Source organism: Streptomyces sp. NPDC043854 (assembly GCF_056436005.1).
This window is the reverse complement of sequence record NZ_JBWKDK010000097.1, coordinates 1-14,134: the sequence shown is the minus strand read 5'-3', so window position 1 is coordinate 14,134 and position 14,134 is coordinate 1. Positions and strand designations below refer to the sequence as shown.

Here is a 14,134-nt window from a genome sequence, read left to right as displayed (position 1 = left end):
TCTTCGTTTCTGTTTTTTTTTTCTGTTGCTTGTTCCCTCCCCCCCCCCCCCCCCCCCCCCCCCCACCCCCCACCCCCCCCCCCCCCCCCCCCCCCCCCCCCCCCCCCCCCCCCCCCCCCCCCCCCCCCCCCCCCCCCCCCCCCCCCCCCCCCCCCCGCGGCGGGTCAGCGCCGGATGTTGAGCGTGGCGTCCAACAACCGATCGGTTGTTGAACAACGGCGTCTGGATATCGACACGCCGAGCCGGAGTCGACAACCAGTGTCCAACAAGGGTGTTCAACAACAGGGGGCGTCCAGGAACGTCCCGGGGCCCCTTTCTGTACGGTGCCGTGCATGACGACTACTGCTGAGTGGGCGGACGCTGACAGCCCGCTGGACGCCTTCCCCACGTACACGTCCGGCGCCCGGATCGGGTACGCGCGCGTCTCCACGAAGGGGCAGTTGCTCGATCGGCAGATCGCAGCCCTGACGGCGGCTGGCTGCGCGCGGGTCTTCACCGACAAGAAGTCGGGCAAGAACGCGGAGCGCGAGGAACTGCGGAAGTGCCTCGACTACCTCCGCCCCGGCGACACCCTGGTGGTGCCCTCCCTCGACCGGTTGGGCCGCTCGATCCAAGACCTGATCTCCATCGTCGCCGGCCTCCGCAAGCGCGGCATTGGCTTCCAGTCGCTCCACGAGGCGCTGGACACCACCACGCCAGGCGGCCGTCTGGTCTTCCACGTGTTCGCGGCGCTCGCGGAGTTCATCCGTGAGCTCATCGTGCAGGGCACCCACGAGGGCCTGGCGGCGGCACGGGCCCGTGGCGAGCGCATCGGACGGCCGCCGGCCATGACCGCAGAGCAGATCCGGCATGCTCGCGCGCTGCTCTCGCAGCCGGAGAACACCATCACGTCTATTGCGAAGCTGCTCGGGGTCTCCCGTACGACGCTGTACAAGTACGTACCGGAGCTGGCGGCGGGCCGGGACTCCCTTGTGCCGAGCGGCCTCCGGTCGCCGTTGCCGGGGCCTCGCTGACGCCAGGCCTGGACTCCAGATCGATGTATCTCATCGGAAACATGCGACGGGATCCGTCCGAAGCCCGGACGGCCACCAGCGGATGCGGAAGATCATCCGCTCGTGCACCCTTCCCCCATGAGCTACATCGACGACTTGCTCAGAGAGATCTCGTACGACGCGGCGGAAGAGCGCGGCCCGTATCAGCTCTGCGTCGTGGTGGGGGGCGCCCGGTTCAAGGGCCGCGTGGTCGGCCCGGCTCCCTTCGTGCGTGCCCTGCCGACGAGTTCGGGTGCGACTTTCGAGCTGGCCGACTACTCAGATTCGGGCTCGGCTTTCAAGTTTCTGCACCTGCGTGCAGTAGAAGGTCCGGGCATCACGGCCAGCGCCCCACGGGTGGTTCGTTTTCACCTGGACGGCATTGACGCGTGGTGGGCCGAGTAGCGGGCTCCACAGACGCTTATCCGGGATGCAGGCATCCACTCGTCTACCTAGGTAGACGAGTCGGCGTCTACCTAGGTAGATTGATGCCATGTCAACTGTGAAGATGACCTCCCATACCCAGACAGTGCTGCGTGCGCTTCTCGGGCAGGGCGTCGGCGGCGAGCGCCGCCCCGTCATCCTGGCCGAGGGCCTCTACGGGCTGGAGCTGTCGCGCCTGTCCGGCCTCCCCAACGGAACGCTCTTCCCGATCCTCGAACGCCTCCGCCAGGCGGGATGGGTGGAGCGGTACTGGGAGCAGGACAGCATCGCAGAAGCCGAGGGCCGCCCCCGTCGACGCTTCTACAAGATCACCACCAAGGGCGCGGACCTCGCCCCCCAGGCCCTGGCGGAAGCCATGGCGGCCGAACCTGGCGCCCGGCACGGAGCGTTCACGCACCCCGGCCTGGCCGGAGGTGGCGCATGAGCAAGCACGACGGATTCTCCCTCGAATCCACCGATGCGCTCGATGACTTCATGCGCAAGTTTGGTTCCTCCTCGGTGCTTCGCGACCGGCTAGAGGTGAGGGAGGTAGCGCCTGGAAAGTTCCTGCTGCGGGGGAAGGACGCCGAAGCCGATGAGAGGCTGCAGGTCATCCGCCAGTTTGTCCGCGGCCACGTATTCACCCTGGGGCGGGTCTCGAAAGCGTCGAGGCCCAAACCGGCCGGTCGTGGCGTGCTGCGGCTGGCGGCTCAGGTCCTGCCGGCTCATGAGCGGGCGGAATGGCTGGAGGAACAGCGGGGGTACCTCAGCGACCTGCCCACCCGGCGCCAGCGGTGGGCCTGGGTCCTTTCCACGCTGCTGGGCATGCCCCGGTACGTGTACACCGTCCGCACCGGCAGTGAGAAGGAGACAGCATGACCGCCACCCCACAGCCGCCGGCGCCCGAGGAGACCCCGCTGCTGACCGCGCACTCGGCGCTCGTGCTGCTGATGGCCCTGTTCTTCGGAACGGCGATCGGGGTCCTCACCTACTTCAGCGTCGGCGGCGTCGCCGCTGCCCTGCTCGCGGGTTTGCCTGCGTTCGGAATCAGCGCCGCGGCCCTGCACAAGCTGATCGGTCCCTAACCCCCGGGCCAGCCAGAGCCCACAAAGGGGAGCCGGGGCGGCGTCTGTCGTCCCGGCTTCGTCGTGCGGGCCCGCTTTGCCAACACGCTCACGAGGAGGAGGGCGCGAGGCTGGCCTGCGATGGGCCGCCTGCGGGCCCGGTCGCTGCGGCCGGGCCCCAGGGTTCAGGCAGCTGGCTCGAAGGAGACCGGGGCGTTGGGGCAGTCGGCGGCGTACCGCAGCAGTGCCTCCCGCTCGGCCGGGTCGATGGAGCACCCCGACAGCCGCGCGCTGCCAGTGGCCAACGGCCGCCTGCCACGCACGCCCATCCTCGGCAAGGCCGTGACGGCTACACTAGCCGTCACGTGACGGCTAGTGGATCGGAGGCGGGGAGTGGGAAGCGGGCGGGTGTGTGAAAGCTGCGGAAGGCCGATTCCTGTCGGGGCGCGGTCCGACAGCCGGTACTGCTCGGGGCGCTGCCGCATGGTGGCCCACCGCCGCCGTACTGCCGAGGCTGCCGTTCCCGTCGAAGGGGAGCGCACTGCGGGGATTCCGGGGCGGCGGCTTGCCGAGGTCCTTGCCCGCGCCGCCGCACGTGCCGGGGCCGCACTGGATGAGGGCATCGCCCCGGACCCGGCTGACCTGGACGTGCTCGCGGTGCACGCCCGCGCGTTGATCGCCCGTGCGGAGTCGCCACGTGACGGCTCTGCCCCGGTGATGGGACTGGAGCGGCCGCCCGCCCTGGAGGAAATGGGCCGGCTCCCGGAGAACCTGCGCGCCGGGCCGCCGATCACCCGCTTCGACCAGCTCGCGGGGGTGCTCGGCAGTGAGTGGGCGGCTATGGCCAAGGAGGTCACCGGCCGGGACGGCCCAAACCCTGACCGGCCTCGCCCCGGCCAGGCAGAGCCGTCACGTGACGGTTCCGCGGTCGCACCCGGCCGAAGGACGGGGACCGGGCACAGGCCCGCCGGGGTGTCGACGCCGCTGCGGCTGACCCGCAAGAAGGCGATGGCGCTGCTGGAGAGCGCCGAACTCGTCAAGGATGGGGTGTGACCCAGATACGGGTCAAAGGGGCAATGAGTTGATCTTGAAGCCTTGAGTGTCCGGCCCGTCACCCGTTTGGCTCAGCGTCGTTGGTGGTGATGTTGACCATCGTCTCGGGCCTGGGGTGGGTTGTGACCTCGATCGAACGGACCGCGTATCCGCGGTTCAAGCGGCTGATCACCGCGCATGAGCTGCACTTGTTCTTCTCGCCGACTCGCGATGAGCTGGAGTGGGCGGCCGGGGCGACGGACGGGGACGAGCATCTGCTGGCCCTGCTGCTGATGCTGAAGTCGTATCTGCGGATGGGGTGTTTCCCGGCGCTGGAGGATGTGCCGGAGCAGGTGGTGGAGTTCGTGCGGCGGCAGGTGGAGCTGCCGGAGGGCACGCTGCCGGTGTACCGGGCGGAAAGGACCGCGAAGCACCACCGGGGCCTGGTCCGCAAGCGGGCGGGCGTGGCGTACGACCAGGCGGAGGCCCGGCGGATCGCCGAGCAGTCGATCCGCAGGGAGGCCGCGGCGAAGAACCGGCCGGCGGACCTGATCAACATCGCGCTGGAGAAGGTCGTGGAGGCCGGGCTGGAGCTGCCCGGGTTCTCCACCTTCGACAAGATGGCCTCGAAGATCCGCACCGAGGTGAACGCCTCGATCTGCGCGGGCATCCACGACAGCATGAGCCCGCTTCAGCGCACCGAGCTGCTGCGGCTGCTGGAGGAGCGCGACGCGGACGGCACGACGCAGTTCAACCGGCTGAAGAAGCCCGCCAAGGGGCCGAGCTGGTCGCACTTCAAGAACCTGACCCGGCGCATGGAGTGGCTGGACGGCCTCGGCGACAGCGCGGTGTGGATGGACAGCGTCGCCGCAGGGAAGATCACCGACTTCGCCGGGGAGGCGGATGCCGGGGATGCCCCGGCGCTGCGGGACTACACGCCCGTCAGGCGCCTCGCGCTGATCGCGTGCCTGGTACACAAGGCGCGGATGCGGGTCCGTGACGACCTGGCGACGATGTTCTGCAAGCGCGTCGCCACGAAGATCAAGAAGGCCAAGACGGAGCTGGAGGAGATCCGGCTGGCCGAGCGGGAGATCACCGAAGCGCTGATCGGGAACTACCGCACCGTGCTCAAGGACATCGACGCCGACGGCCCGGCCCAGTTGGCGCTGGCAAAGGCCGCGGAGATGACCGTCGAAACCAGGGCGGCCCTTGAGGGGCTGGACGAGGAGGCGTCGGCCGACGAGGTGGTTGGGCGGCTGGGCGGGAAGGTCTCCCCGGCCCTGCTCGCCTTCGTCCAGGCCCTGATGGTGCAGGCCGGGGGCCTGGCCACGGTGACGAAGACGGTGGAGGGCTTCGGCGGGTTCGCCCGGCAGTACGAGCAGATCGAGAAGGTCTCCGCCCACCACGGCAACCTGTGGGAGCCGCTGCTGTACGGGCAGATCGGCCGGGACCGGGCGGTGATGTTCGACCTGGCCGAGAAGTTGGAGTTCACCGCCACCTCGGAGGACGGGCGGGTGCTGGACGCGCTCGCGCACGCGAAGCGGCACCAGGGCGCCCGCGGCGAGTACATCACCGCCTTCGACGAAGAGGGCAAGGAGGTGGACATCTCCTTCGCCACCCAGAACTGGCGCAAGGTGGCGGTCGACAAGACCCGTACCGGGCAGGTCGTCCGCAAGCACTTCGAAGCGATGGTCTTCACCTACCTCGCCGAGGAACTGCGCTGCGGTGACGTCGCGGTGCTCGGCTCGGAAGAGTATGCCGACTGGTCCCAGCAGCTGCTGGCCTGGGAGACCGTCCAGGAGAAGCTGGCCGACTACCTGGTGGAGGTCGGGCTGTGCGAGCCGGGTGAGACCGGCGAGTTCGACGCGCGGTTCTTCCGCCGGCAACTGGAGGACAAGCTCCGCGACGCCGCCGCGTCGGCGGACGCCGGGTACCCGGACAACGAGGGCCTGGTCATCGATGCGGAGACGGGCATCCCGTCGCTGAAGCCGCACCGTGCGGAGGGGCTGACGGCTTCGGCGAAGCGGCTGGAGCAGGAGATCAAGGCGCGGATGCCGGAGCGCACGCTGATCGGGATTCTGTCGAGGACCGCGTACTGGGTGGAGTGGTGGCGCCGCTTCGGCCCGGCCTCCGGCAACGAGCCGAAGCTGGACGATCCGTTCGGCCGCTACGTCATCACGACCTTCGTCAAGGGCACCAACATGGGCCCGTACGAGGCCGCCCGCCACATCCCCGGAGTGAGCGGGCACGAGCTGTCGTACACGGCGAACCGGCACTTCTCCATCGTGCTGCTGAACGAGGCCATCGCCGACCTGGTCAACGCCCACGCCCGCCGGGACATCTCACAGGCGTGGGGCAACGGCACCACGGTGGCCGCCGACGGCACCCACATGGACACCTACCTCGACAACCTGCTCGCCGAGACGTCCGTGCGCTACGGCAAGCCGGGCGGCATCGCCTACCACCACATCTCCGACACCTACATCGCGCTGTTCACGCACTTCATCCCGTGCGGGGTGTGGGAGGCCGTCTACATCATCGAGGGCCTGCTCAAGAACGCATCCGAGGTCAGGCCGACCACCGTGCACGCCGATACGCAGGGCCAGTCGCTGCCTGTCTTCACCCTTGCCCACCTGCTGGGTTTCGACCTGATGCCCAGGATCAGGAACTGGAAGGGCCTGACCTTCTACCGGCCCGGCAAGACCACCGAGTACGTGCACATCGACGCGCTGTTCGGCGAGGCCGGGAAGAACTCAATCGACTGGGACCTGATCGAGTCCCAGTTCCGGCACCTGATGCGGGTGGCGGTCTCCGTACGGGAGGGTGCGATTTCCTCGTCGACGCTGCTGAAGCGGCTGCGCTCCGGTTCGCGGAAGAACGCCACCTACACGGCGTTCCGTGAGGTCGGCCGTGTGATCCGCACCGTGCAGCTGCTGCGCTACCTCTCGGACGCGCCGCTTCGTCGGCGGGTGAGCGCGGCGACGAACAAGGTCGAGGCGTTCAACGGCTTCTCCCAGTGGCTGCAGTTCGGCAACCGCGGCGTCATCGCCGACAACGACCCCGTCGAGCAGGAGAAGGCGGTGAAGTTCAACGCGCTCCTGACGAACGCGGTGGTCTTTCACAACGCCCTGGACATCGCGCAGACGATCCGGCGGCTGCTGGAGGAGGGCTGGGAGATCGACCCGGAGGAGCTGGCCCGTATCTCGCCGTACCTGACCGGGCACATCAATCGGTTCGGCGAGTACTCCACGCACGAACTCGGCATCCAGCCCGAGGTGTACGAGACGAAACTCGACGTGGACTTCGCCCCGCTGCGTGATCAGAGCCTGGGCGTGGCCGGCCTGGGCCGGGCCGCCTGAAGCGGCAACGAGTGGGCCTTTCGCTGCGGGCAGCGGTGAACGGAACCCGTCGAGGGCGGATGAGCGCGGCAGCGGCAACCGGGCGGCTGTCGCTGGGCGTTGTCGGGCAAAGGCACTGTGTACGTGCCGGTAGGGCACTACCGTCTCAGACCTACCGGAATGTGATGAGCGACAGCAGGGGGACGGGATGCTGCCCGAGGCGTTGACGGTACTGGCCGCGGCGGGAGGTGCCGCGGTCGTGCAGGCGGCGGGGACCGATGTGTGGGAAGGGCTGCGCAGCCGGCTGGCGCGGTGGTTCGGCCGCGGCGATGCCGAGCGCGAGCGCGGCGAGCTGGAGCGGCTGGAGCGCAGTGCGGCCGATCTCGCCGCCGCCGACACCGGCACCGCCGAGCAGGTCAGGGCGCGGCAGGAGGCCGTGTGGCAGACCCGCATCGAGGCCCTGCTGGAAGGCATAGGCGACGATGAGGAGCGTGCCCGGGCCGCCGCCGAGCTGGAGCAGTTGCTGGACCAGGCCGCACCGCCGGCTGGCGGTGGGGGCGGGCGTGTGTCGGGCAACACCTTCCACGGCCCGACCGCCATGCAGGTCGGCGACAACGGCACCCAGAACGTCCACTTCGGCACTCAGCCATGACCCGGCCTGTCCCCGGCACGACGGGCGGCGGCGTGCACGGCAACACCTTCCACGGCCCGGCCGCCGTCCAGAGCGGCGACAACAGCACCCAGAACGTCCAGATCGTCTACCAGTGGAAGCCCGCCTACCGGATTGAGGGCTTTCCCGCCGCGTCGCGGCCGTCTGCCCAGCTGCTGGCCCAGCAGCCTTCCCGGCTGCTGCGGGGAGTACATGAGGTGGTGCCGTTCACCGGCCGCCACGATGATCTCGACGAGCTGGCCAGCTGGCGCGACGATCCAGCGGAGATGCTTGCCGTTCGGCTGGTGCACGGGCCCGGCGGGCAGGGCAAGACCCGCCTGGCCGCCCACTTCGCCCACCTGAGCCGCGCGGCGGAGTGGGCGGTGTGGCAGGCGGTGGTCAACGAAACCGGCGCTGACCCCAAAACCACCAGCCCGCCCCCCGAGACCGCAACCGGCATCCTGCTGGTGGTCGACTACGCCGAACGCTGGCCCACACCAGACCTGCGCAGACTCCTACAAGAACCACTCTGGCACCGCACCGGTATCCCGGTGCGCGTCCTGCTGCTGGCCCGCCCGGCCGGAATCTGGTGGGAAAGCCTAAAGACTTGGATCGGCGACAACCTCGGCATCCCCGCCAAGGCCCATGCGTTGCCGCCGCTGGCCGATGACCCATCAGCACGCGCTGCCCGATTCCGCCAGGCCCGCGACTGCTTCGCCGACCACCTCGGCCTGCCCCCCGACGAGGCCGGCCGTATCGGCCCGCCCCTGGACCTGGACATCGACGAGGACTACGCCCAGATCCTGACCATTCACATCGCCGCCCTGGCCGCCGTCGACGCCCACCTGCACCACGACCCCGCACCCACCGACCCGGCCCGCGCCTCCGCCTACCTCATCAGCCGCGAACGCGCCCACTGGACGACGCTGCACGAGCGCACGTCCCAGCCGCTGTCCACCGGGCCGAACACAATGGGCCGCCTCGTACTGACCGCGACTCTCACCCGACCCCTGGCCCGCACCCATGCTCACGCAGCCCTCGACCGGATCGGCCTTGCCGACTCCACCGCCGACGCCAACACCTTCCTGGACGATCACCGCTACTGCTACCCCGCCACCCACGCCGACCCCGCCCGCGCGGTCACGGTGCTCGAACCGCTCTACCCCGACCGCCTCGGCGAGGACTTCCTCGGTCTGACTACCCCAGCTGGCCCCAACAATTCGGGCGTCCCCCACCCAGTGCCCGGGGCAGTCATCGACGACTGGTTCAACCGGGCCGCCGAACGTCTCCTCCTCGGCCGCACCAGTACCAACATCGACGTTGCTCTGCCATGGACTCGCGACGTCCTGACCGTATTGATCGAAACTGCCAGTCGGTGGCGACACATCGCCACCGACCAGCTCTACCCTCTACTCAAGAAGCACCCCGAACTCGCCTTGCACGCTGGCGGCGCCGCCCTCGCCGCCCTGGCCAGCCTCGACAACATCGACCTCACCGTCCTGGAAGCCATCGAGGCCTATTTTCCCACCAGTCGGCACACCGACCTCGACATCGGCATCGCCGCCATCGCCGCACGTCTGGCCCGACAGCGCCTGGCCACCACCCAAGACCCCGCGGAACGCGCCCACACCCACTACACCCTCGCGCAACGCCAGTCCTACGCCGGCCTGCGCAACGAAGCCCTCACCGCCGGCCAAGAAGCTGTGCAAACCTGGCGCGCCCTCACCCGTACCAACCCTTCCTACGAGCCCAACCTCGCAATCTCGCTGTCCAGCCTCGGAGTGTGGCTGTCGGGGTTGGGGCGGCGGGAGGAGGCCCTCACCGCCGCTGAGGAAGGGGTGGACGTCTACCGTCGGCTGGCGGCGGACAACCCGACCGCCTACGAACCCGACCTCGCGGACTCGCTGTCCACTTGGGCCTGGGTACGTTATGAAGCACAGCAGGACCTGTCTGGCGCGCTGCGAGCAACGGGAGATGCAGTGGAGATCTACAGGAAGCTCGTGACAGTCGTACCTGCTCGGTTCCTTCCCCCCTCCGTGACGTGCTGGGACTGCAGGCGGACCTACTCGCCAGCCTCGGGCACCTGCGAGAGGCTGGAGCCATCCGGACCTGGCTCGCAGCGAACGGCTCCATGCCCGGCTCGCAGAAATGAGTAGTTCTGAGAGACCGGAGACCCCCGCCGGGCCGTGTCCGGTTTGCCCCTGATCTTCGTTCTCATAACCTCTCGCAAAACAGCTTTCGCACAAAGCCCCTCGCGATAGGTTCTGCGACATGCTAGAGCCCGCTGAACCGGCCGCCGCCGTCGAACAGTTCGACTGCCCCACCTGTGAGGTGCCCCCCGGAAGCACCTGCCGCACCCGCGGCGGCAAGGTCGCCCCGAAGTACCACACCCCGCGCTTCATGCTCGTTTCCCAGCTCCGCGCAGAGCTGGAGGTGAAGGTCCCCGCTGACCGCGGCCCCGGCCGCGCGTGGGAGATGGGCCCGGCGGTCGACGCCGCGGTGCCCCAGGCCGCGAGGAAGCCCACGAGAGTGGGGTATGCCCGGTGCAGTACCGCCCAGCAAGAGCTCCAGAGCCAGCTGGACGCCCTCGAAGAGGCCGGGTGCGATCCGGTGTTCTCGGAGAAGATCAGCACCCGGGTCAAGGTCCGGCCGGAGTTCGTCAAGGCGATGGACTTCGCCCGCACCATCAAGATGGCCGTCCCCCACCAGCGGGTGATCTTCACCGTGCACGAGATGAAGCGGCTCGGCCGCGGTGCCGCCGAGCTGCTGACCATCGCCGAGGACCTGCGCCACCACGACATCGAACTCGAACTCCTCACCGGCCCCCTCCAGGGCGTCTACGACCCGTCCGGACACGGCGGCAGACCCAAGGTCTTCGACGACGACATGGCCGCCTACGCCCGGTCCTTGCGGACCAACGGCGTCCCCGTCCCGCAGATCGCGCAGAAGCTCGTCATCACCTCGGGCAAGAACAAGGGCGAACACCCGTCGGTCGCCACCGTCTACCGCATCCTCGCCGAGGAAGCCGCCGACGGCACCGAGTGAGCCCGGATACCCGCCAGGGCTTCAAGATCAACTCATTGCCCCTTTGGCCCGTATCTGGGTCACACCCCGGTGGGCCAGCGGCTCGGCGGGCGGCGGGGGCGGTGCGGTGCGGACGTCTCGGACGGCCTGGCGGACCACGGCGCCCACCGTGGGCTCGTCGAGGTCGTGGAGTCCGCTGTGGGCGAGCGTGGCGAGGCGGCGGGTGATCAGCTCCGCAACGTCGTTGCTGCGGCGGGAGACGGCGATCAGGGCGCGCTGGGACAGGCCGTAGTCAAGCGCGGCCGCGGCGGCTGGGCCGGTGTCTCGCATGCGAGACACCGGTGCCGGCGGTGACCGCTTCGTGGATTCGCGGCCAAGGCGCGGGTGACGTCCAAGAGCCGGTACGCCTGCGCGCGGCTGATGCCGAACTCCGCGCCGCAGTACGCCTCCCACGAGCCTTCCCTGTCAAGTCGAACGTGTTGAGGTTTTAAGCTCCGGCGTCAAGGAGTCTCGCTGGTTGTCCCAGCGACTTGAGACGCAGTGTGGTGCCCGTCCAGGCGGCCTCGGGTGCGGCAGAGAACGATCTGGGAACAGAGCCGAGGACCTTCCTTCTCGATCTCGTCTCTAGCGCTCGAAAGAGCCAGCGCAACGGCAAACTGCCATGCCAGTCGACCTTGCACCTCGCCACGTGTTCCACGACGAGCCATCAGGACCGTGGTGACGGGGCATGGAATGCCGACTTGCTGCTCAGCGGCCCTGAGATGATGCTGGGAAGTACACAGGACTGCTTGCCATACGGGGAGAAGCTTGATTTCTTGCCGTCTGCGTAACCCGTGATGGCGAAACGGACGTGCAGCAAGCAAGGAGCATCCAAATGGTTGCCACCATGGAATTGACTGTACTTCCCGAAGATATGGACCGCCATGATCCAGCCTGGGAGCAAATATTCTTCCAGCTACGGGAAATGCTGCAAGCGGACCCCGACATCGACGCGCAGTCACCTGCTCCCGAAGACTCTCCAGTTGATGCCAAGGGGGAACCGATCACGATTGGCATCCTAGCAGTCGTACTGGCCACCAGCCCGGCCGTGGCGCGGGCGGTCGGCGCGGTTAATGAATGGATCCGCACACTTGGTAAACGCAGGGTCCGGGTCGAAATTTCAGCTGGTGAGGAAAAATTCAGGGCCGACACCCAAGGGTATTCGGCGAAAGATGTACAGAAGATAGTTGAAAGCATGCGTAACCGTCAGGCCTAGTGATGAGTAACGAGGATGGCCAAAACAAGGCCCTTCTAATAGGGGTAGCCGAATACACCTACACCAACTCGCAGCTCCCTCAATTGCCTGCAGCGGTGAATGATGTCAGGTCTCTTCAGAAGGTTCTCGCAGAGCCTCCTTCGGGAATTTTTGAGAATGTCACCGAGGTTCTCAACCCCACATTTCTGAAGATGCTCCGCGCCCTGCATAGATTCATTTCAGGGATCGACCGCCAAGACCTAGGGCTTTTGTACTATTCGGGACACGGTAAGGCAGATGCGTTCGGTCGGCTGCATCTGGCTACAAAAGACACGAAGGTCAATGCTCTAGCCTCCACGTCCCTTCCTATCGCGACACTCAGGGAAATGCTTGTCGAGTGCCGATCTCAAAAGATTGTTCTCATTCTAGACTGCTGCCAAAGCGGCAAAGCGTCGAATGGACTCGCAAAGGGTGAGTATCCGGCTTTCCAGCAGCTCACCGCAGAAGGAATTGGACGGTATGTACTCGCAAGCTCTGGAGTTTACGAACAGTCCTGGGTGGAGGGTGGTAGAAGTGTCTTTACGGGCTCGCTAGTTAAAGGCATAGAGTCGGAAGAAGCGGATCTGAATAAGGATGGCTTCATCGACGTGGAAGAGCTTTACGAATTCGCGCGAAGGCGAACTAGGAAACAGAATCCGACCATTTCCAAGTATGGCGCTCAAGGTGAACCGCACGTACTCGCGCGGACGTCGTATCGAAAATCGGTTTCGGTTCCTGATCTTCTCCCCGCAGTCATAGGGTCGGCTACTGACAGTTCGACGGGAGGTGTAGTCGGTGACGGAAAAAGAAACTCGTATTACTACGAAACGATCCACCTGCTAAGCGCCTGGTCGATGATGCCTAAAACAGGTGACTGTAGCGTGGCACTTTTGGCTGGCAGCGTCGATAGGGGTCACCCCGCTTTGCGTGACGCAACAATACGTGAACGGGATTTTTCGGAGCAGAGGGAATCGCCAGAAGGGGGATCTGGCACTCAAATTACGACGGCTTTGGCTAGCCTGCTGGTTGGCAGCCAGCAAGGTGATGCGTTTATCGGCGTGGCGCCATCGGTCACTCTTATTTGTTACAATGTATTTTCCGGCGGCGACGCCATCACCACTGATTACAATCTGCTACTTGCTCTTCAAGACGCCCTTGAGAATGGCGTGAGTCTAATATGCTTGCCTCTGGGTGGAGGGTCCAGGGAGTCGAATATTTGGTCCCGCATATTCCGGCATGCTGAGGAACTGGGTGCGCTTATCGTCTGCCCAGCTGGGAATGATGGGGCCTCGGATCCTGTTCTCTTCGGTTCCATAGAAAGTGCCATCAGCGTTTCAGCAGTGGATCGTGATGACCGGGTGGCTGCATTTTCTAACTATGGTGACTGGATTAAGGTGAGCGCTCCCGGTGTGGATGTGTCGGTAGCTACACCGGGCGGCAGTTATCGGGTCATGTCAGGAAGTTCTTTTGCCTGCGCCATCGTGACCGGACTTCTGGCGTTGGCGCAACTTGTGTGCCCCTTGGCTAGTCCGGAAGAACTCTCGAAAATCCTGATGATGTCTGCTGAAGATATATCACATAAGAATCCTAGCCTCCCTCCTAATTCCGCGCCTCGACGGGTGAATGCCGCTGAAGTAGTACGTGCTGCCCATCGCCTCCAGGGTTCGAAACCATGAATGAGAATTTTTAGCCTAGGTATTTCGAGACAGGTCGTCGGATTCTCTGGTGGCCTGTTTCGGTTCGTCGGAATGTGATCCTTTTCCAACCTCAGGTTGAGGCGTCCGTGGCCCGGTCCACGGGCGCGGCCGTCGTGAAGGCGAGGCGCAGTCGCTGGCCGATCGCCGTGCCGACGTTGCCGGCCTCCGTGCCGACGCCGGGCCCGGGCAGCAGGAGGTTGTCGGTTTGGTGCTGGGCGCGGAAGGACTCGCGCAGCGGTCGCGGGCCGGCTGACAGTTCGCGGTCCAGGAACCGGCGCAGCGGAGTACGGGGACTGTGCAGTCCGGTGGTGACGCTCATCCGAAGGTCACCGCCTTGAGGAAGCACCGCCCGCAGGCGGTGGAATCGTCACGGCCGGACGCTACGTACGAACGGGCACTGACAACGCGTCACCCACAGGAGGTAACCGCCTATCACCCACACGGAATCGATCCCCCGATCGGGTGGCGGAAGGCATCGGCCAGCCGTCGGCTGATCGCGCGCGGTGCACCTAAGGGCTGTCCCGTAAATGATCTTCCTGTTGCCTCGGGCATGGTTGGTCGCCGTGTGGGTGGCTCGGCTATCCGGCGAGGGCGAGGTTGTGC

Annotated in this window: 14 protein-coding genes; 12 read left to right on the top strand and 2 right to left on the bottom strand. The window is 66.6% G+C overall.

What is annotated here, in order from left to right; all coding sequences use genetic code 11:
* The first annotated feature begins 332 nt into the window (after positions 1–332).
* The 10 genes from AC068A_RS36515 to AC068A_RS36470 all read left to right on the top strand — a co-directional run bounded on the left by AC068A_RS36515 (position 333) and on the right by AC068A_RS36470 (position 10,582).
* Entirely contained in the window at positions 333–1,013 is a 681-nt protein-coding gene (locus AC068A_RS36515; RefSeq protein WP_478590600.1) for a recombinase family protein, read from the top strand.
* A 117-nt stretch (positions 1,014–1,130) separates the two neighbouring features.
* Positions 1,131–1,436 (top strand): hypothetical protein, encoded by a 306-nt coding sequence (locus AC068A_RS36510; RefSeq protein ID WP_478590599.1) that lies wholly within the window; start codon positions 1,131–1,133, stop codon positions 1,434–1,436.
* 88 nt (positions 1,437–1,524) lie between these two features.
* Positions 1,525–1,899, top strand: a complete 375-nt coding sequence (locus AC068A_RS36505; protein WP_478590598.1) for a PadR family transcriptional regulator — start codon at positions 1,525–1,527, stop codon at positions 1,897–1,899.
* Positions 1,896–2,333, top strand: a complete 438-nt coding sequence (locus AC068A_RS36500) for a hypothetical protein (protein WP_478590597.1) — start codon at positions 1,896–1,898, stop codon at positions 2,331–2,333. Before AC068A_RS36505 ends, AC068A_RS36500 begins: the two co-directional genes overlap by 4 nt.
* Positions 2,330–2,539 (top strand): hypothetical protein, encoded by a 210-nt coding sequence (locus tag AC068A_RS36495; protein ID WP_478590596.1) that lies wholly within the window; start codon positions 2,330–2,332, stop codon positions 2,537–2,539. Before AC068A_RS36500 ends, AC068A_RS36495 begins: the two co-directional genes overlap by 4 nt.
* Positions 2,540–3,001: 462 nt before the next feature.
* On the top strand, positions 3,002–3,571 hold the full coding sequence (locus AC068A_RS36490) for a hypothetical protein (RefSeq protein WP_478590595.1): 570 nt from the start codon (positions 3,002–3,004) through the stop codon (positions 3,569–3,571).
* Between the two features lie 122 nt (positions 3,572–3,693).
* On the top strand, positions 3,694–6,909 hold the full coding sequence (locus tag AC068A_RS36485; protein WP_478590594.1) for a Tn3 family transposase: 3,216 nt from the start codon (positions 3,694–3,696) through the stop codon (positions 6,907–6,909).
* Between the two features lie 187 nt (positions 6,910–7,096).
* Complete coding sequence (locus AC068A_RS36480; RefSeq protein ID WP_478590593.1) at positions 7,097–7,540, top strand: hypothetical protein; 444 nt, start codon at positions 7,097–7,099, stop codon at positions 7,538–7,540.
* The gene (locus tag AC068A_RS36475; protein WP_478590592.1) at positions 7,537–9,693 is read left to right on the top strand and encodes a tetratricopeptide repeat protein; all 2,157 of its coding nucleotides are present in this window, start codon (positions 7,537–7,539) and stop codon (positions 9,691–9,693) included. Before AC068A_RS36480 ends, AC068A_RS36475 begins: the two co-directional genes overlap by 4 nt.
* Positions 9,694–9,808: 115 nt before the next feature.
* Positions 9,809–10,582 carry a recombinase family protein gene (locus tag AC068A_RS36470; protein WP_478590591.1) on the top strand — a complete coding sequence of 258 codons (774 nt, stop codon included), beginning with the start codon at positions 9,809–9,811 and terminating at the stop codon, positions 10,580–10,582.
* Positions 10,583–10,609: 27 nt separating this feature from the next.
* On the opposite strand, the gene AC068A_RS36465 is transcribed toward AC068A_RS36470, so the two are convergent.
* Positions 10,610–10,891, bottom strand: coding sequence for a hypothetical protein (locus AC068A_RS36465; RefSeq protein WP_478590590.1), 282 nt, complete (start codon positions 10,889–10,891; stop codon positions 10,610–10,612).
* A 544-nt stretch (positions 10,892–11,435) separates the two neighbouring features.
* Between AC068A_RS36465 and AC068A_RS36460 the strand changes: the two genes are divergently transcribed.
* Together AC068A_RS36460 and AC068A_RS36455 are read left to right on the top strand one after the other, a co-directional pair.
* Complete coding sequence (locus AC068A_RS36460) at positions 11,436–11,816, top strand: effector-associated constant component EACC1 (protein ID WP_478590589.1); 381 nt, start codon at positions 11,436–11,438, stop codon at positions 11,814–11,816.
* Positions 11,817–11,818: 2 nt separating this feature from the next.
* The gene (locus AC068A_RS36455; protein WP_478590588.1) at positions 11,819–13,510 is read left to right on the top strand and encodes a caspase, EACC1-associated type; all 1,692 of its coding nucleotides are present in this window, start codon (positions 11,819–11,821) and stop codon (positions 13,508–13,510) included.
* Between the two features lie 91 nt (positions 13,511–13,601).
* Here AC068A_RS36455 and AC068A_RS36450 read toward each other — a convergent pair whose 3' ends face one another.
* Positions 13,602–13,850: a hypothetical protein gene (locus AC068A_RS36450; RefSeq protein WP_478590587.1), complete on the bottom strand. Its 249-nt coding sequence runs from the start codon at positions 13,848–13,850 to the stop codon at positions 13,602–13,604.
* Between the last annotated feature and the right edge of the window lie 284 nt (positions 13,851–14,134).